We start from the raw sequence: 17164 nt of genomic DNA on the forward strand, positions 1-17164 counted from the left end.
AAACGGAACAGGGGAGTGATCGATTTGAAACAACCAAATTATTATCAGGACGTCAAACAGTTCCATCAGACGTTTCGTCATCCGGGGGCGGAGCGCCCGACACCGATTCCACTGGAACGTGGAATCAAACGGGCGACGTGGACGGTAGAAGAAGCGGCTGTCGAGTTTCTGCATCAATCGTCGCGCGACGAAAAAGAATTTTTAGCGGCAATTGAAGTATTAAAAGCGGGGATCGATCGAGCCGTTGAAAAGTCCCTGAACGAAACCTATCCAACGAACGAGGTCGAACAGCTTGTTGGTCAGGGAGATGCCTTGACGGACGCACTTTACTTCATCATGGGGAGCTTCGTCGAGGCGGGACTTGAGCCTGGACCACTCTTCGAAATCGTCCAACAAGCGAATATGGCGAAACTTGGTCCAGACGGTCAACCGATCTTCCGGGAATCGGATCAAAAAGTCATGAAACCGGCTGGCTGGTTACCACCGGAACCACAGCTCGAAGCGGAAGTCTTGCGGCAAATGCAGGAAAAAGCATAAAAAAAAGGCTCATCACCATAACACGTGGTTGCTATTTTAACGACCAAGCTCAAGGCGCAATCTCAAAAAGAATCGTTCGAGGTTTCGGTAGCCATAACCACGACGTTTAATGAGCTTAATCTTATTGTTCGTCCCTTCCATTTTCCCATTCGATAGTGTCGATACAATGGTTTGACGCATCGCTTCTTCACGGCCACGAATCGCTTTCGCGATTTTCGCAAGAGGTCCGCATGGATGAAATTGATAACGTTCCAGCCAGTCTTTCAGTCTTCGGCATGCCTGCCCGTCGCACGTTGCTTTCAACACATATCGAATATGTTGGAGTCCTTGATAAAGATCCCGGGTAAACGAGTCTTCTAGAATACAAGAATGGGCGACCTCTCGATCTTCAAGAGCCAATGCTTCCGGACGACAAGCGAGAGCACGATCAATCACACGAACATGATGATGGCGTCTTGCCTCGTTCAAAAAACGACGCCGGCGGCGAAGAGCATCCGTAAAGAACTGGATGAGATGAAAACGATCCAGCACATGCGCTGCATTCGGGAAGACACGAGTAGTTGCCTTCGCCATCGCAGGTGCAAAATCACTGACGACAGAACGAACATCTCCCAGTACACCTTGAAGCGCAGCCGTAATCGCCGATACGTCCCGGCCCGGGACGATAGACAGAAGACGTCCAGTCTTGGCATCAAGAACGATCGTCGCATAGTGGTGTCCTTTTCTCGTGGCGAACTCATCGACGAGGATGTGTGTCGCCTGTCCCACTGTATCCACTGAAGCGTACTGATAAAACCACCGTTCCACAGTCGTATAAGGAAGTTCATATTCATGCGCAACATCTGAAATTGTCCGGCCATGGCACCGTTCTGTGATGCCTTTTCGGAACACTTCGGTAGAAGTACGGACGAGTCCGAGACCGTAGTCATATACGAACGTCAAATCACAAGAGAGGCATCTTTGACGTGGGACATCCAGTTCGATCCACAAGGCACCGACTCCCCACGCATGACCGTGTCGAAAACGACGACGCTTTTTCGAATGCAGGATGGTCTTTTTTTCGCATAGCGGACAAGGGATTTCATGTGTATCAGGAATGACAGGAAATACGTGCGGTTCTTCATCGGACGACATCTGGATTTGAAAAAGGGCTGGAAGCGGAAGAATTAATTTGATAAACTGTTGGGACAAGGCGAAAACTCCAATCGTGGTTTGTCTAGACAACAATTACGATACCGGGGTTTTCGCTTTTTTTCTATGTTCGATTTAAAATCCGATGGATTTTATGTGTCAACCACACCTTATGGTGATGAGCCAAAAAAAAGGAAGCGATTCGCATCGGGAGATGCGGTTCGCTTCCTTTTTTAGTCTGTTTCAACCTGATAACGGGCTAAGGACAATTTACCCCGGCATTCAAAGACGATTCCTTCGGCTTCAAGTACCAATTGCTGTTCCTCACCGTCGAGTGAAATTTCGCCTTTTGCATTCAAGACACGATGCCACGGCAATTGTTCCGTCCGACTGAGGCTGTGAAGAATCCGAGCGACTTGGCGTGCAGCACGTGGATTTCCGGCAAGACGGGCGACCTGGCCGTATGTCATGACCCGCCCCGGCGGAATCGAACGGATGACTTGGACGACCTCCAAGGTAAACGGAATCACGGTGTTTCGTTGGTCGAGGAAATATATTGTTGAATCTTATCGTCCTCATCAAATCCAATCGTCACGTCCGTAATCCCTTGTTGGAGCCGGATTTGTAGTTCGAGCCGATCCTTGATGTCATCGGCTTCAGCAATCGTCAACGATGGATCGACTTCAATCTCGACTTCAACATGGAAATGATCGCCTTCCTTGATGACTTCAAGCTTACTGATGTCACGCACGTCGGCATCTTGCAGGATGAGACCACCAAGCCGTGCCGACATCGTCTCATCGGCTTCTCCGAGTGCACCAGCGGCATTTTGTAAAAAGACGTTACCGACGACGTAAAACATCATTAAACCAATGATGATGGATGCGACGCCTTCTGCCTGGTGGAACGGTGTCAGATGGGAGATGATGACGGCGATCATCGCGACAAGCCCACCTGCTGTTGCGACCAGATCTTCGAGGAAGACGAGTCGGGTCGCCGGTTTTGCTTGTTTCAAGGCACGGAAACTATCGAGGATCAACTTCGGACCTTTCGTCGTCAGGCGGGCATCATGTGCGATTTCTTGCATCGCCTTATAAAAGACACCACTTTCGAGGACGACACCGACGAACAGGACGGATAGTGTAATCCAAAAGCCGGTCGATTCCGTCGGTTCGATGATGTGGGCAATGCCTTCATGAATCGTTTCATATGCCATGATGCCGACGAATAAGATCGCGCCGAGCAAGACCAGATTGACGAGGCGGCCAAAGCCGTTCGGGAACCGTTTTGTCGGTGCTTTCTTACTGAGGGCGGAACCGATGAAGACAAAAAACTGATTAGCAGCGTCACCAATCGTATGCATCATCTCAGCAAACATCGCGACGTTTCCCGTTAAGACGTAAGCGACAGCTTTGATGATGGCGATGACCGTATTGACGATCGCGGCGGTCAGGGCAGAGCGATTGCCCCGTTTTAATAACGTAATGAATTCTCCCATGATGTGTCTCCTTTAGCTAACAAACTTGATTACTAATAGTAGTATGTTACACCAGATGACCTCCTGAAAACCAATTTGAACAAAAAAAGACCATCTCACCCGTGGGTGAGATGGTCCAAATGTCATGGAGTCATGTTAAATCGACTGTTTTGTTGATTTCGTTTGAGTCGTCGTTCCCAACCGCTTTTTTCAACAGTTGTTTGACGGATTTCGTCGTATTTCCTGTCTCCCAGTATTCAGCGCCTTCGGTATTCACCTTGATCAAGACGACTTTTGGATCTTCATAGGTCGTTCCGAGATAGGCTTCGTAACGTGGACTCCAGAGTTCTTTTTTACGATTGATGTCTTCGACGAATTCGGCTTTCCCGCGAATCGAGACGTACGATTTATCGACATAGGCGACGTTGACGTTCGGATTTTTAAGAATTTCATTATATTTACCTGTATCTTTTGATGTAAGGAACCAGAGATCGCCATCGAACTCGATATCCTGAGTCTGCATCGGACGTGAAACGAGTCCCTCATCTGAGACCGTCGTCAGCATCGCTGTTTCGATTTTATCGATCAATTTTTTGACCGTTTCGACGGCTTCTTGGTTTGATGTATGATTCGTTGACATGAAAAACACCTCATCCTTTAAGTTTTTGTTGCGGCTACTTTAAGAATGTTCCCTGATTTATAAATTGAAAACGTCGCCATCCGGTAAACAGGCAGTTTAATTGCATTCGATTATCAGACAGGCGTACAGTTTAGACATGAAGTCAACACTAGAGGAGAGATTACAGATGAGATTAAGTATTTTAGACCAGTCGCCGGTCTCAAAAGGACAGACGCCGTCAGAAGCTTTACATGAAACGGTTGACCTTGCGAAAGTTGCCGATGAACTCGGTTATACACGTTTATGGGTGTCGGAGCACCACTTTGCGAAGACGCTTGCCGGATCAAGTCCGGAAGTCTTAATCGCCTACATGGCAGCCGTCACGAAACAGATTCGTCTTGGTTCAGGCGGAGTGATGTTACCGCATTACAGTCCATATAAAGTCGCCGAGAACTTCCGTGTCTTAGAAGGACTTGCTCCGAACCGGATTGATCTTGGACTCGGTCGCGCACCGGGCGGTATGCCGCTTGCGACACGTGCACTTCAAGAAGGATCGTCGCCGCGATTCGGCGGTGCCGACTACGGTGCGCAACTCGATGACCTCGTCGATTACTTAAAAGACGGGGCACCGGCGGACCATCGTTTCGCGGGACTTGTCGCGACACCGGAAGTCGACACGACACCGGAAGCCTGGTTGCTTGGTTCAAGCGGTGGCAGTGCTTTGAATGCCGCGCAACGTGGATTCGGGTTCGCGTTTGCCCACTTCATCAACGGACAGGGTGGTCAAGACGTGATGGATTATTACCGTCATAATTTCATGGCGACATCGTTCAACGAGACGCCGCAGACACTTGTTTCGATTTTTGTGACGTGTGCTGAAACGACGGAAGAGGCGGAACGTTTGGCTTCGAGTCTTGATCTGTCGTTGCTCCTGCTTGAGAAAGGTGTCTCGTCAACAGGTACACCGACTCCGGAGGAAGCCGCCGCTTACCAGTACTCATTCCAGGATCAGTTCCGGATTGCCGAAAACCGGAAACGGATGATCGTCGGAAACCCGGAAGACGTCGCCCGTCAGTTGCAAAATCTCGCGGACTCTTACGGAACGGATGAAGTGATGATCGCTTCGATGATTGCTGACAAGGAAGCGAAACAACAATCACTCCGTCTGATCATGGACGCAGTCAAAGCAACAGTTTAACCTGATAAGGACGTTCATCTCAGCTTGCCGAGGTGGACGTTTTTTCTGTTTAATCAAAAACAGCCCTGGCGAGATGGGTTCTCGTTGAGGCTGTTTGAATTAAAGTGCTTTAAAACCAAGTAACTTTTGTGTCCAGTATTTTTCAGACAGGCGACTGATGCCGAGTGACGGTGTGTTGGCATGAATGAACTGATCGTTGTTCAACATGATGCCAATGTGAGTCGGGCCGGCTGCGTACGTATTTTCAAAGAAAATGATGTCTCCACGGACCGGTTGGCGTAATTTCGATAACTTTTGACCGAGGTAACCGTCATTGTTCCAGTAGCCGTTGACGTTGGTCCGGGCGACTTTGTAGCCGGCCGTGTTCAATGCATAGTTGATGAAGCCGGAACAATCGAATCCGCCGTTGACCGGACTGCTCGAACCCCAGACGTACGGTGTCCCGAGATACTGTTGTCCGATCGAGATGGCTTTTTCCATGATGCCAGACGCTGGAACCGTCGTCGTTGGCGGTGTGACCGGTGGTGTTACCGGAGCCGTGACGGAACCGGTCGTGATATAGCTTTTCGCGACATAATAATACGTCGCCCCGATTTTAATTTGGTACCAGCCAGCGTTTGTACCAGTCGTTTCACCGGACACTTGGACGCTTGCGCCATGGGCCAGTTGGGTAAAGATTGTGGCTGTCGTTGCAGGAGCCGTCCGGACGTTCAAGCCGGTTGGTGCATTGACTTTATAGGATTTTGATTGATCGACCGGTGTGACAGAGACACCTGGTGCAGGCGGGGTTTCTTTTGCCGTCGCAGAGACATAACTGGATGCGACGTAGACATTTTTCCCATCAAGTTGGATTTGGTACCAGGAATCGACTGCGCCCGTGACTTTCAAGACGGTTTTGTGTGGTAATGTTTTATAAATCTTGCCTGTCGTCGAAGCAGACAGACGGGCGTTTAATCCTTCTTTTGCATTGACTTCATATTGTTTTGACGAGTCGACCGCTTTGACGGCTGTCGAAACCGGGGGTGTGACGGGTGTCGTGACGGGTGGTTTTGAACCGGTCGTCACTGTCGATGTTTTGGCCGTGACGAGTGTCGTATGGACGAATGCCGGCTTGTTTTTGTAGTTGATTTCATACCAGTCGCCTGATTTCTTTTTGACCGTTAAATTGACGTTTTTCGCCAGTTTACCAAGCGATTTTGAAGACGTCGTCGCCTTTTCCCGGACATTGACGGCTGAGGTGTTCGTTATGTAGGTCGTAGTTGTCGGTGCTTTTGCAGGAACCGTTTTGACGTAAGCAGCGGTGATGAATGCTTTTTTCGATTGGTGGCGAATTTCGTACCATGAACCGGTTTTTTTGACTGCTGTGACGGTCGTTCCTTTTTTGAGGGTCGTAATCACAGGAGCGGAAGTAGTGGCAGCAGTCCGGATATTGACGTTGTCTGTCAAGATGAGTGTCGTTGATGCGGCTTCGACGCCTGTTGCTGAGCTGATCAGCGCAAGAGTCGTCAAAGTGAGAAATGTCTTTTTCACGTAGTGTGGCTCCCTTCCAAAATAACGAATCCAGTTCGATCTGAAATCGAATCATTGTTACCATTTTGTCATAAGAAGGATGGGATTCACCTGATTTAAAAATATATTTTTTGAGAAAGATTTTCAGTTCGTTTTCAAAAAAAAGAGGAGTTTTGCAAACGAGAATAATTTTCAATTATCCTGTACACTAAAGGTAATTTGAAAGGAGGACTTGCATGTTAAAACGGTTTTATCACTATTACATACCGCATAAACGATTGTTTTGGCTCGATTTTTCATCTGCCTTGTTCGTTGGACTGCTTGAACTGGCATTCCCACTCGCTGTCAAATGGTTCATCGACACGCTGTTGCCGGAAGGCGAGCTCAACTGGATCATTCTTGTCAGTGTCGGATTACTGGGGTTGTATGTCATCAGTACGTTGATGCAGTTCGTCGTCAACTACTTTGGTCATAAGCTCGGAATCAATATCGAGACCGATATGCGGCGTCAGTTGTTTGGACATGTCCAAAAGCAATCGTTCCGTTTTTTTGACAATACAAAAACGGGACACATCATGAGCCGGATTACGAATGACTTGTTTGATATCGGTGAACTGGCCCACCATGGTCCGGAAGATGCCTTCATCGCGGTCATGACGTTACTCGGTGCCTTTTCGATCATGATGACGATCAACGTTCGACTCGCACTCGTCACGATTATCGCTGTGCCATTTTTGATCTGGTTGATCAGTTATGCCAACGTCCGGATGAACCGGTCGTGGGACCGGATGTACGGCAACATCGCGGAAGTCAATTCCCGGGTCGAGGACAGCGTGTCCGGCATTCGCGTCGTACAATCGTTTACGAACGAGGCCCACGAAGTGGCACGCTTTGAAAAGGACAACGTGACGTTCCGCCAGTCGAAGATCAATGCGTATAAAGTCATGAGTACAAGTCTATCCGGCATCTATTTGACGACCCGATTGATGACGCTGGCCGTCCTCGTCGTTGGTGCCTATCTCAGTTACAACGGAAAACTCACATACGGTGAACTGGTCGGTTTCATTTTGTATATGAATATTCTTCTAAAACCAATCGATAAGATTACGGCACTCCTTGAGTTATACCCTAAAGGAATGGCCGGGTTCAAACGTTTCCTCGAGATGATTGACCATGACGAGGAATTAAAGGACGCACCGGATGCGATTGCAGTCTCGACCTTGCGCGGTGCGATTCGCTTTGATGATGTCAGCTTTGGTTATGAAGCGGATCGTCTGATTCTAAATAACATCCATTTATCGGTCGAACCGGGACAGACGATTGCCTTCGTCGGAACATCCGGTGCAGGGAAAACAACGATTTGTTCCTTAATTCCGCGATTCTATGATGTCACGGACGGCGCAATCACAATCGACGGGATTGATATCCGGCAGATGACAAAAGCATCGCTCCGGCAACAAATCGGGATCGTTCAGCAAGATGTCTTCCTGTTTTCTGGAACGATTGCGGAAAACATTGCCTACGGAGACTTGACGGCAAGTCGAGCGGAAATCATCGAGGCCGCGGAACGGGCGCATCTTGGGCAGATGATTGCCGATTTACCGGACGGATATGACACGCAGATCGGCGAGCGGGGCTTGAAGTTATCCGGCGGACAAAAGCAGCGTCTTGCGATTGCGCGGATGTTTCTCAAGAACCCACCTTTGTTGATCTTAGACGAAGCGACATCGGCGCTCGATACGGAAACAGAAGCAATCATTCAAGAGTCGCTTGCCGAACTGTCTAAAAACCGGACGACGCTGATCATTGCTCACCGTCTGGCGACGATTCGTCAGGCAGACCGGATTTTAGTCGTCACGAAAGATGGAATCGTCGAAGATGGGACACATGAAGAGCTCGTTGAGAACGGTGGTTACTTCTCGCGTCTACTTGAAAAACAACGTGTCTGACATCAGCCGGGAGTCTCCTCATCTGCCAAGATGAAGCAGGCTTCCGGCTTTTTTTGTGAGGCTGGTCAGTCGTCCGAGAAAAGCGGAATGATTTCACAGGAAGCGGGAACATATAAGAGAAGGGAGGACGGGAACATGTACGGATTATTTTGTGAAAATTACAATGAGAGTTATTCGACGTTACATGGAGAATCCTCACATGACTTCCATCGTTTTTTTGCCTTGTCCTATACGATACATGATAGGGCCTTTCACAAAGACGCATATGATCAGATGATGCAGATCGTCAAACGGAAGACGACCCGATTTTCTGCCTTACGGAGTCGCTATACCCCGTTGTTGATTTCACACATTGAGCTCAACAGTACAGAACCGGATCGGTTGCTCGAGAAAGTGATCGAAGCGGAACGACATATCAAACGGCGTTTCATCAAAGAAAAGGCCGTCCGCCCTTTTTTTGCCCTCAGTGAAGTCCTGAACCGTGAGCAAGGCATCGATGCATTTGCCCTCGTCGAACAACTCAAACAGACCCATCCCGTCCTCAATCTGGCGAAACAATATGTCGTGACGTCGACGTTGATGGAGACTAAAGCCTTGCCGGAGTCGTTCCTTGAAACGGTCGAACAAGCAGAGAAATGGCTCGAACAATGGATGAGCCCGTCAAGTGAACGGTTGATGACTGCTCAGATTTTAGGTGCGTTACCGGAACTTGACGCACGAAAAAAGCGGATCCGGATTTGGTGTGAGATGCTGGAAGAAAGGGAAGTTCGGATTTGGGATCGGTTGTTTCCGTTACTGGCGTTACTTGAAACGACGGAACGGGTCGATATGATTTATGTGACGCGGATTGTCGACCGGGAACGGTCCCGCAACCGTTTTTCCGACGAAGTCAACTGGCTGATTGCCTTTCATCTCCTGCTCGCTAAATCAGGCAAAAGCCGCTTACAGTCGGCTTTGCTGATTTTAGCGACGCTTGAACTGACAAAAAAACCGCAATAAACAAGGAAATTCGTTCAGACTAAAAAAAGCCAAACGACCCTCAGCAAACTTGTTGAGGGTCGTTTGGTGTACCGTTAGTTAAATGTGGTGAACGTCGCATGTTGCTCGACCGGATATAACGCTTTCCCGGCCACGTCATTTAAAATCAGTTGATTTCGTGAGACCGACATGCCGAGATTGTCGGCGGCTGGACCATGTGATAACTCGAGATTCGTCGTTGCATACAGATGATGATCGGTTTTGAGTGTCCGACCGATCCGGTAGTTGGCATCGACTTTCCATGCCTGTTCGCCCTCGAACTCGATATCGAGTCGATGGGTGAAGCGGGGAAGCGACGGGACGAACCCGGTTGCCGCGACGACGGCTGCTGTGTTTGAAGTCCGCTGGTCGTTTAGTTCCGTATGACGCATCGAGATCGTAAAGTCATTTTCGTGCGTAATCTGATCAACTTCTAAGTTCGCCCGGATCTTGATACGTTGGACTTCATCACGCGGTAAGTCATACAAATGTTCATAGATGGCTTGTAGCGTCTCCGGACTGATCCCGTTTTGCGAGCGAGCGAATTTTGCGACGGCTTCTTGTCTGGTCGCGAGCGGCAGGCTGTTGAAATACTGGACATAGCTCGGGGAAAAGATTTCTTCACCGAGTTTTCCGGTCTCGAGTGTCTCGAAGATCGTCGACCGGGAAATCCATTCCAGTTCAAATGCCTTCGGGCGGTCACTCGTCAACAAGTCGAGGAAGATTTCAGCGGCGCTTTGACCGGAACCGACGATACTGACTTTAGCTTGTTTCAGTAAATGTTCTTTTTCCATGACATATTGGGTGTTATGAATGACTCCTTCGTCAAAACTAGACGGAATCGAAGGTTTTGCGCCGGTTCCGAGCACGACGTTACGTGTTTCGTATGTCGTCCGTTTCCCGGTCGTGACTTCTTCGACGAGCACTTCATAACTGTCACCCGTATCTTGGATGTCGATCACACGTGTCGAAAAGTGTAGGTCTTCTAGTTGGGTCGAGACCCATTTTAAATAGGCATTGTACTCTTGGCGTGAAATAAGTAATTTTTCATAAAAATAAAACGTATGCAAGCGATTGATGGATCGCAAGTAGTTTAAATACGTAAACGGACTCGTCGGATCAGCGAGCGTGACGAGGTCAGAAATAAAACTTGTCTGCATCATCGAATCCTTGATCATCATTCCCGGATGCCAGGAAAATTGTTCGCTTTCATCAAAAAATAACGTCCGCAGAGGTGTCGGATGAGCAAGGGCACTTAAGCCTAAGTTCATCGGTCCGATTCCTACGCCAATCAAATCATACATAAAAAAGCCTCCCAATCAATATTGTTATAAAACAATACCCGATATAGGAGGGGGTTGAAACGTACCTTGTTAATTGTTTACAGTTGATCCGTCGTCGTCGTTTGAGTCGAGACAGTCAGTTGTTTGCCATCACGGATGATGGTTAAGGTGACATTGCCGTCAGATTTGATGAGGGCTGTTTTAATGTCAACAAAACTTTTGATCGTTTCATCGTTGATTTTAGTGATGACATCACCTGTTTTTAATTTAGCGGAGGCTGCCGGACTGTTTGGTTCAATCGACATGACGACGACACCTGTTTTTTGGGACTCGGGCAGTTTAACTTGTTCGAGCAGGTAGCCGGCCGGGAAAGCCGAAACGTCCTGCAGGGAAACACCAAGTGTCGGGTGTTTGACTTCACCATTTGTCTCAAGCTGTTTGAGGATCGGTAAGGCATCGTCAATCGGGATACTGAAACCAACCCCTTCGACGCCACTCTCGGCAATCTTCATCGAGTTGATCCCGACCAGTTGACCTTGTTCGTTGATCAAGGCGCCACCGGAATTCCCCGGGTTGATGGCGGCATCGGTCTGGATGACCGTCGTATTGAAGTCATCCTGTCCATCTTTGTTCGTATCGACAGGGACGGTCCGGTCGTTGGAACTGACGATTCCCCGTGTGACGGAGTTTTGGAACTCACCAAGCGGATTGCCGATCGCAAGGACGGTTTGTCCGGCTTTTAAGTCAGCCGATTTTCCGAGTGTGATGACGGAAGGGACGTCTTTAGCATCCACCTCAAGGACGGCAAGGTCATACGTCTCGTCACTCCCAAGTAGTTTTGCCGTGAGTGTTTTTCCGTTGTTCAAGGTCACTTCCAGTTTACTTGCCCCATCGACGACATGATGGTTTGTGATGATGTACGCTTGATCGTCTGATTTTTTATAGATGACACCTGAGCCGGAACCACTCGCGGCGTCCTCTTGGTTTATCGAATTCCCAGTCTGATAATTCGTGACCGTCACGACGGATTTTTGCGCAGTAGCGACGGCGTTCGTCACGGGATCACTGGTCGTCGTCGAAACTTGTTTTGGCATGCCGTTTGAAAGTGGAGTATCCGCGACCTGTTGTTCTTGATCCATTAAAATCGGAAAGGCGACCGTTGCGGTAAGTACGGCACCGATGATGCCCCCGGTTAATCCAGGTAAAAGTTGTCTTGTTTTTCCTGCCATCGAAATCCATCCCTTCAAGTGTTGTGGCTCATCACCATAACACGTGGTTGCTATTTTAACGACCAAGCTCAAGGCGCAATCTCAAAAAGAATCGTTCGAGGTTTCGGTAGCCATAACCACGACGTTTAATGAGCTTAATCTTATTGTTCGTCCCTTCCATTTTCCCATTCGATAGTGTCGATACAATGGTTTGACGCATCGCTTCTTCACGGCCACGAATCGCTTTCGCGATTTTCGCAAGAGGTCCGCATGGATGAAATTGATAACGTTCCAGCCAGTCTTTCAGTCTTCGGCATGCCTGCCCGTCGCACGTTGCTTTCAACACATATCGAATATGTTGGAGTCCTTGATAAAGATCCCGGGTAAACGAGTCTTCTAGAATACAAGAATGGGCGACCTCTCGATCTTCAAGAGCCAATGCTTCCGGACGACAAGCGAGAGCACGATCAATCACACGAACATGATGATGGCGTCTTGCCTCGTTCAAAAAACGACGCCGGCGGCGAAGAGCATCCGTAAAGAACTGGATGAGATGAAAACGATCCAGCACATGCGCTGCATTCGGGAAGACACGAGTAGTTGCCTTCGCCATCGCAGGTGCAAAATCACTGACGACAGAACGAACATCTCCCAGTACACCTTGAAGCGCAGCCGTAATCGCCGATACGTCCCGGCCCGGGACGATAGACAGAAGACGTCCAGTCTTGGCATCAAGAACGATCGTCGCATAGTGGTGTCCTTTTCTCGTGGCGAACTCATCGACGAGGATGTGTGTCGCCTGTCCCACTGTATCCACTGAAGCGTACTGATAAAACCACCGTTCCACAGTCGTATAAGGAAGTTCATATTCATGCGCAACATCTGAAATTGTCCGGCCATGGCACCGTTCTGTGATGCCTTTTCGGAACACTTCGGTAGAAGTACGGACGAGTCCGAGACCGTAGTCATATACGAACGTCAAATCACAAGAGAGGCATCTTTGACGTGGGACATCCAGTTCGATCCACAAGGCACCGACTCCCCACGCATGACCGTGTCGAAAACGACGACGCTTTTTCGAATGCAGGATGGTCTTTTTTTCGCATAGCGGACAAGGGATTTCATGTGTATCAGGAATGACAGGAAATACGTGCGGTTCTTCATCGGACGACATCTGGATTTGAAAAAGGGCTGGAAGCGGAAGAATTAATTTGATAAACTGTTGGGACAAGGCGAAAACTCCAATCGTGGTTTGTCTAGACAACAATTACGATACCGGGGTTTTCGCTTTTTTTCTATGTTCGATTTAAAATCCGATGGATTTTATGTGTCAACCACACCTTATGGTGATGAGCCAGTGTTGTTTTTATCTATATGTAATGTATCAGATTTAATTCAAGGAAATGGAATTGCGGTCGTTTTTCCGAAATGCCTCATCATTCCCCACAATTCGTCGACAATCTCAAACAGTTGAGGGAAAAGAGGGAGTTCGGTACACTGAGTGTGTTTCGTACTTAAGTAACACACTTAGTCACAAAGGGAGATGTTCAGATGAAGTATGTACTGCGCGTGCTGTATGGTGGCGGCTTACTGTTTGCCGGGATCGGTCATTTTCGAAACGAAAAGGGATTTGTTAAGATTATGCCCGCTTTCATCCCGTTCAAACGTTTTTTCGTCCAGCTGACCGGGGTCATCGAAGTATTGTATGGTCTGATGTTGCTGTCGGGTCGAGGCGTTGATATCGTTCGTAAGACGTTACCTGCTTTTTTATATGCCGTCTTACCGGCCAACATCAACATGGCGGTCAACCCGAAACCCATCAATGGGAAAAACTTGCCTGCTTGGGGACTGTGGGCCCGTCTTCCACTTCAATGGGTTTTGATTGCTTTTGCAAAACGGTTGAAGTAAATCACTTTTAAAAAATCCGAACGATTCCTGCGTGTGAAAGCCCAGGAACGTTCGGATTTTTCTGTGATGCTATTTTCTTAGAAACGTTTTTCGACAGCCAAAATTGCTGCGTTGGAGATGTCTTCATACGTCGCGTCGTTCGGGTGGAACTGGTCGCTTGAAAGATCACGTTTGACGTCCCGCACGAGATTGAACGTATCGATGACTTCGATGTCATGTTTGATACCGAGTGTCCGTGATTTAGCGTTCCATTCTTGAACGATGCTGTCAAAGGCAGCTCCATTTTCGTTCGCGCGGAACGGGTTATAGAGTCCGACATAGAAAATGACGGCGTCCGGATTTTCTTCGCGTAAGATGCTGAATGTTTTCGTCAGGTTGTCTTGAGCCTTTTCAATCGTAGCTGCGGTTTTTTTGGCATCAAAGTTTGCGACACCTTCACCCCGGTTAAACAAATCGTTTCCGCCAATCGTCACCGAGATGACTTTTGCTTGGGACAACGTACGACGGACTTCTTTTTGTTCCAGTTGTTTTAAGAGATCTTCCGTCCGGGCACCGCTGACGGCTAGATTTTGGAAACGTTCGACACGGTCGTTTTTGACGAGTTCCCGCCCGACGATCGCAGCGTAGCTGTTTCCGTTTGAAGCACCGACACCGCGCGTCAGGGAATCACCAAGCGCGACATATGTCCCGCCTTTTTTGACCGGTTCTTCCTTTGTCGGAGTCAAGACGGCCCGTTTGGGTGGATTGACGACATCGTTATAGGCACTCGCGAAACCGTACCCGAAGACTGCCGTTAGAATAAGAGAAACTACTAAAAAAAGTGGCCAAACATATCGTTTCATGAACCGTTCCTCCTTTTGCTGTTACTATGATTGTAGCAAAACTTTTCGGAATGTGCGGTTTTGAAGTGTTTCGATAAGGTAAATCATTCATTATTCCGCTAGAATGGATACTAAGAGGTGAGAGACGTGAAACCAACTGTAAAATTAGAATCAGTCACAAAAGTCATTGGAAAAAAAACGATCATTGATAACATTTCGTTCGAAATCTTCCCCGGTGAAGTGTTCGGATTCCTCGGACCCAATGGTGCCGGAAAGACGACGACGATCCGGATGCTTGTTGGTCTGATCAAACCGACATCAGGCAAGATCACGGTTTGTGACTTTGATGTCCGCAAACAATTTGTCCAAGCGATGCAACGAATCGGCTCGATTGTTGAAAACCCAGAGCTGTATAAATATTTGACAGGACGCGAAAATCTGCAGGTCTTCTCACGGATGTTGCCGGACGTCGACGAGGCGCGGATTCAGGAAGTCATTGATTTGGTCGACTTGACGGCACGGGTGGACGATCAGGTCCGGACGTATTCCCTTGGGATGCGCCAACGTCTTGGGATTGCACAAGCTTTGCTCGGTCGCCCGGATGTCTTGATTCTGGACGAACCGACCAATGGACTCGATCCGATGGGAATCCGGGATTTACGTCAATTCATTCGGAAATTAGTTGACGAGACCGGTTTGTCCGTTTTGGTGTCGAGCCATATCCTGGCCGAAATCGAAATGCTTGCGGATCGTGTCGCGATCATGAGTTACGGGAAAATCGTTCAAGTCGGGACAGTCAAGGAATTGGTCGAGTCACTGGCACCGGGAGTCGATTGGCGTGTCGATGATGCGTTCAAGGCAAACGAGATTTTGTCGGCGTCTCCTGACGTCCAAGTCTCGGAAATCGTTGATGCCAACACCGTTCATACCTTGATGGATGCCAGTAAGACACCATCGCTCAATAAACAATTGTTTGAAGCAGGTGTAGAAGTCTGGACGATTGAACGAAAAGTCCAGACGCTGGAAGATCTCTTCATTACATTAACAGGAGGAGATCATATTGCGTAACCCGAACATGATTGGATTGGTTCAAAACGAAGTGATGAAGATTGCTTCCAAAAAACGGTTTGCCGTCGTTGCCATTATTTTAGTAGTCCTTGTCTCGATGTTTACGTATGCCCAGTACCGGGACATTCAAGAACAGATCAAGAAACAGGGGACACTCGACTGGCGGGTCGAACTGCAACAAGATATCGTCGACACGCAAAACCGGTTAGCTTCAAGCAGTATCCAAGATGAATTTCGACAGTTTCTGGAGTTTGACTTAAAACAAAATCAGTACTATCTCGATAATGACATCAATCCGAACTATCCGGGAGCACCGACCTTCATCCGGATTTTCTTCTCCCAAGGATTGACCCTGATTCTGCCGCTCTTCATCATCGTCATCATGGCGGACATCGTCAGCGGGGAACAAAATGATGGGACGATTAAAACCTTGCTGTCCCGTCCTGTTAGACGTTGGAAAATTTTGATGGCGAAATGGCTGACGACGCTGTTGTATACGTCAATGCTGATGGCGCTGACTGCCGCCGTCTGTTATGCGATTTCCGGTATCGTCCTCGGATATGACGGATGGACCGCGCCGATTCTGACCGGTTTCCAGGCCTCGCCAAGCGGAACGTTTTCGACCGAATTCGTGCATACGATTCCGATGTGGGAATACTTGTTGATGGCTGTGGGACTCGCCTGGATCGTCACGGCAGTCGTCGCGACGATCGCCTTGATGGTCTCCGTACTCGTCAAAAACACTGCGACCGGTATCGGAATCATGATGGCAGTCTTGATTTCAGGGACGCTGTTGACGACACTTGGTTCAAGTTGGACGAGTTCGAAGTACCTCGTCAACGTCAACTTCGGTTTAATCAACTACCTCGATGGACAAGCGCCACCGATTGAAGGGATGACGTTGCCGTTCTCTCTCGCCGTCTTACTTTGTTGGACGGTTGGGGCGTTGATTGTCGCCTTCTGGAACTTCACGCAAAAAGATATGTACTGACACACGACAAGAAAGCCCCTTCTCCGGTATGGAAAAGGGGCTTTTTGGCATATGTCAAGCATATGCCTGGAATCAAGAAGGGAATCCTTCTTAGAGAAGCTGATGCAGGTCAGCTTCTGCGCTACGTAACAATCGTACTTTTATCATAGCGATTCCAGTAATTGGTGTCAAACCTGCTTGAAAGGGTTTACGAAGTCAAAGAATTGTCAAAAGGTATCTAAAGACAACAGAGGAGGTGCCAAAAATGGCGGATTGGGGAATTATGCTGACAGGTTTAGTCATTTGTGGATGGTGTGTGTTTAGTGCGGTATACGATGACTTCATTCGCCGCGTGTAATAGAACTCATCGAACCGTCTTCTTTACAGGAGACGGTTTTTTTGTCGTGTCTGTGATTTAGGCAGATATGATACACTGACTACAAACACGTATAAGCTAGGAATGGTGATT

16 protein-coding genes are annotated in these 17164 nt (G+C 48.4%); 7 read left to right on the plus strand and 9 right to left on the minus strand.

The window, feature by feature from the left end; all coding sequences use genetic code 11:
- Positions 1–15 precede the first annotated feature (15 nt).
- Positions 16–537: a pyrophosphohydrolase domain-containing protein gene (locus P404_RS0114635; protein WP_420864600.1), complete on the plus strand. Its 522-nt coding sequence runs from the start codon at positions 16–18 to the stop codon at positions 535–537.
- Positions 538–573: 36 nt separating this feature from the next.
- Here P404_RS0114635 and P404_RS0114640 read toward each other — a convergent pair whose 3' ends face one another.
- The 4 genes from P404_RS0114640 to P404_RS0114655 form a co-directional block, all read right to left on the minus strand.
- Positions 574–1728, minus strand: coding sequence for an ISL3 family transposase (locus P404_RS0114640; RefSeq protein ID WP_034774026.1), 1155 nt, complete (start codon positions 1726–1728; stop codon positions 574–576).
- A 173-nt stretch (positions 1729–1901) separates the two neighbouring features.
- Positions 1902–2198, minus strand: coding sequence for an MGMT family protein (locus tag P404_RS0114645; protein WP_026831136.1), 297 nt, complete (start codon positions 2196–2198; stop codon positions 1902–1904).
- Positions 2195–3166: a cation diffusion facilitator family transporter gene (locus P404_RS0114650; RefSeq protein ID WP_026831137.1), complete on the minus strand. Its 972-nt coding sequence runs from the start codon at positions 3164–3166 to the stop codon at positions 2195–2197. The genes P404_RS0114645 and P404_RS0114650 overlap by 4 nt, the downstream gene beginning before the upstream one ends.
- A 130-nt stretch (positions 3167–3296) precedes the next feature.
- Positions 3297–3785, minus strand: a complete 489-nt coding sequence (locus P404_RS0114655) for a pyridoxamine 5'-phosphate oxidase family protein (protein ID WP_026831138.1) — start codon at positions 3783–3785, stop codon at positions 3297–3299.
- Between the two features lie 166 nt (positions 3786–3951).
- On the opposite strand from P404_RS0114655, the gene P404_RS0114660 reads away from it, so the two are divergent.
- Positions 3952–4962, plus strand: a complete 1011-nt coding sequence (locus P404_RS0114660; protein WP_026831139.1) for an LLM class flavin-dependent oxidoreductase — start codon at positions 3952–3954, stop codon at positions 4960–4962.
- A gap of 99 nt (positions 4963–5061) precedes the next feature.
- On the opposite strand, the gene P404_RS0114665 is transcribed toward P404_RS0114660, so the two are convergent.
- Positions 5062–6492: a C40 family peptidase gene (locus P404_RS0114665; RefSeq protein WP_026831140.1), complete on the minus strand. Its 1431-nt coding sequence runs from the start codon at positions 6490–6492 to the stop codon at positions 5062–5064.
- A gap of 215 nt (positions 6493–6707) precedes the next feature.
- Here P404_RS0114665 and P404_RS0114670 point away from each other — a divergent pair, with 215 nt between their 5' ends.
- Positions 6708–8420 carry an ABC transporter ATP-binding protein gene (locus P404_RS0114670; protein ID WP_026831141.1) on the plus strand — a complete coding sequence of 571 codons (1713 nt, stop codon included), beginning with the start codon at positions 6708–6710 and terminating at the stop codon, positions 8418–8420.
- Between the two features lie 135 nt (positions 8421–8555).
- Complete coding sequence (locus P404_RS0114675) at positions 8556–9419, plus strand: DUF4003 family protein (RefSeq protein ID WP_026831142.1); 864 nt, start codon at positions 8556–8558, stop codon at positions 9417–9419.
- 74 nt (positions 9420–9493) lie between these two features.
- On the opposite strand, the gene P404_RS0114680 is transcribed toward P404_RS0114675, so the two are convergent.
- From P404_RS0114680 to P404_RS0114690, 3 genes are all read right to left on the minus strand, one after another.
- Positions 9494–10741, minus strand: coding sequence for a lysine N(6)-hydroxylase/L-ornithine N(5)-oxygenase family protein (locus P404_RS0114680; RefSeq protein ID WP_026831143.1), 1248 nt, complete (start codon positions 10739–10741; stop codon positions 9494–9496).
- A 77-nt stretch (positions 10742–10818) separates the two neighbouring features.
- Entirely contained in the window at positions 10819–11949 is a 1131-nt protein-coding gene (locus P404_RS0114685; protein ID WP_026831144.1) for a S1C family serine protease, read from the minus strand.
- Between the two features lie 55 nt (positions 11950–12004).
- Positions 12005–13159 (minus strand): ISL3 family transposase, encoded by a 1155-nt coding sequence (locus P404_RS0114690; RefSeq protein ID WP_034774026.1) that lies wholly within the window; start codon positions 13157–13159, stop codon positions 12005–12007.
- A 320-nt stretch (positions 13160–13479) separates the two neighbouring features.
- Here P404_RS0114690 and P404_RS0114695 point away from each other — a divergent pair, with 320 nt between their 5' ends.
- On the plus strand, positions 13480–13836 hold the full coding sequence (locus P404_RS0114695; protein WP_026831145.1) for a DoxX family protein: 357 nt from the start codon (positions 13480–13482) through the stop codon (positions 13834–13836).
- A 77-nt stretch (positions 13837–13913) separates the two neighbouring features.
- On the opposite strand, the gene P404_RS0114700 is transcribed toward P404_RS0114695, so the two are convergent.
- Positions 13914–14678 carry an SGNH/GDSL hydrolase family protein gene (locus tag P404_RS0114700; RefSeq protein ID WP_026831146.1) on the minus strand — a complete coding sequence of 255 codons (765 nt, stop codon included), beginning with the start codon at positions 14676–14678 and terminating at the stop codon, positions 13914–13916.
- A gap of 126 nt (positions 14679–14804) precedes the next feature.
- Between P404_RS0114700 and P404_RS0114705 the strand changes: the two genes are divergently transcribed.
- The gene (locus P404_RS0114705) at positions 14805–15725 is read left to right on the plus strand and encodes an ABC transporter ATP-binding protein (protein WP_026831147.1); all 921 of its coding nucleotides are present in this window, start codon (positions 14805–14807) and stop codon (positions 15723–15725) included.
- A complete protein-coding gene (locus P404_RS0114710) occupies positions 15718–16716 on the plus strand; it encodes an ABC transporter permease (RefSeq protein ID WP_014970054.1) in 999 nt (332 codons plus the stop codon). Before P404_RS0114705 ends, P404_RS0114710 begins: the two co-directional genes overlap by 8 nt.
- Positions 16717–17164 lie beyond the last annotated feature (448 nt).

This window comes from Exiguobacterium antarcticum DSM 14480, assembly GCF_000685865.1.
GTDB lineage: Bacteria > Bacillota > Bacilli > Exiguobacteriales > Exiguobacteriaceae > Exiguobacterium_A > Exiguobacterium_A antarcticum.

Bases quoted from the DNA above. Each gene is read 5' to 3' on its own strand.
- P404_RS0114700 (WP_026831146.1), bottom strand. From the start codon at position 14,678: ATGAAACGATATGTTTGGCCACTTTTTTTAGTAGTTTCTCTTATTCTA.
- P404_RS0114660 (WP_026831139.1), top strand. From the start codon at position 3,952: ATGAGATTAAGTATTTTAGACCAGTCGCCGGTCTCAAAAGGACAGACG.
- P404_RS0114695 (WP_026831145.1), top strand. From the start codon at position 13,480: ATGAAGTATGTACTGCGCGTGCTGTATGGTGGCGGCTTACTGTTTGCC.
- P404_RS0114670 (WP_026831141.1), top strand. From the start codon at position 6,708: ATGTTAAAACGGTTTTATCACTATTACATACCGCATAAACGATTGTTT.
- P404_RS0114655 (WP_026831138.1), bottom strand. From the start codon at position 3,785: ATGTCAACGAATCATACATCAAACCAAGAAGCCGTCGAAACGGTCAAA.
- P404_RS0114685 (WP_026831144.1), bottom strand. From the start codon at position 11,949: ATGGCAGGAAAAACAAGACAACTTTTACCTGGATTAACCGGGGGCATC.
- P404_RS0114675 (WP_026831142.1), top strand. From the start codon at position 8,556: ATGTACGGATTATTTTGTGAAAATTACAATGAGAGTTATTCGACGTTA.
- P404_RS0114680 (WP_026831143.1), bottom strand. From the start codon at position 10,741: ATGTATGATTTGATTGGCGTAGGAATCGGACCGATGAACTTAGGCTTA.
- P404_RS0114650 (WP_026831137.1), bottom strand. From the start codon at position 3,166: ATGGGAGAATTCATTACGTTATTAAAACGGGGCAATCGCTCTGCCCTG.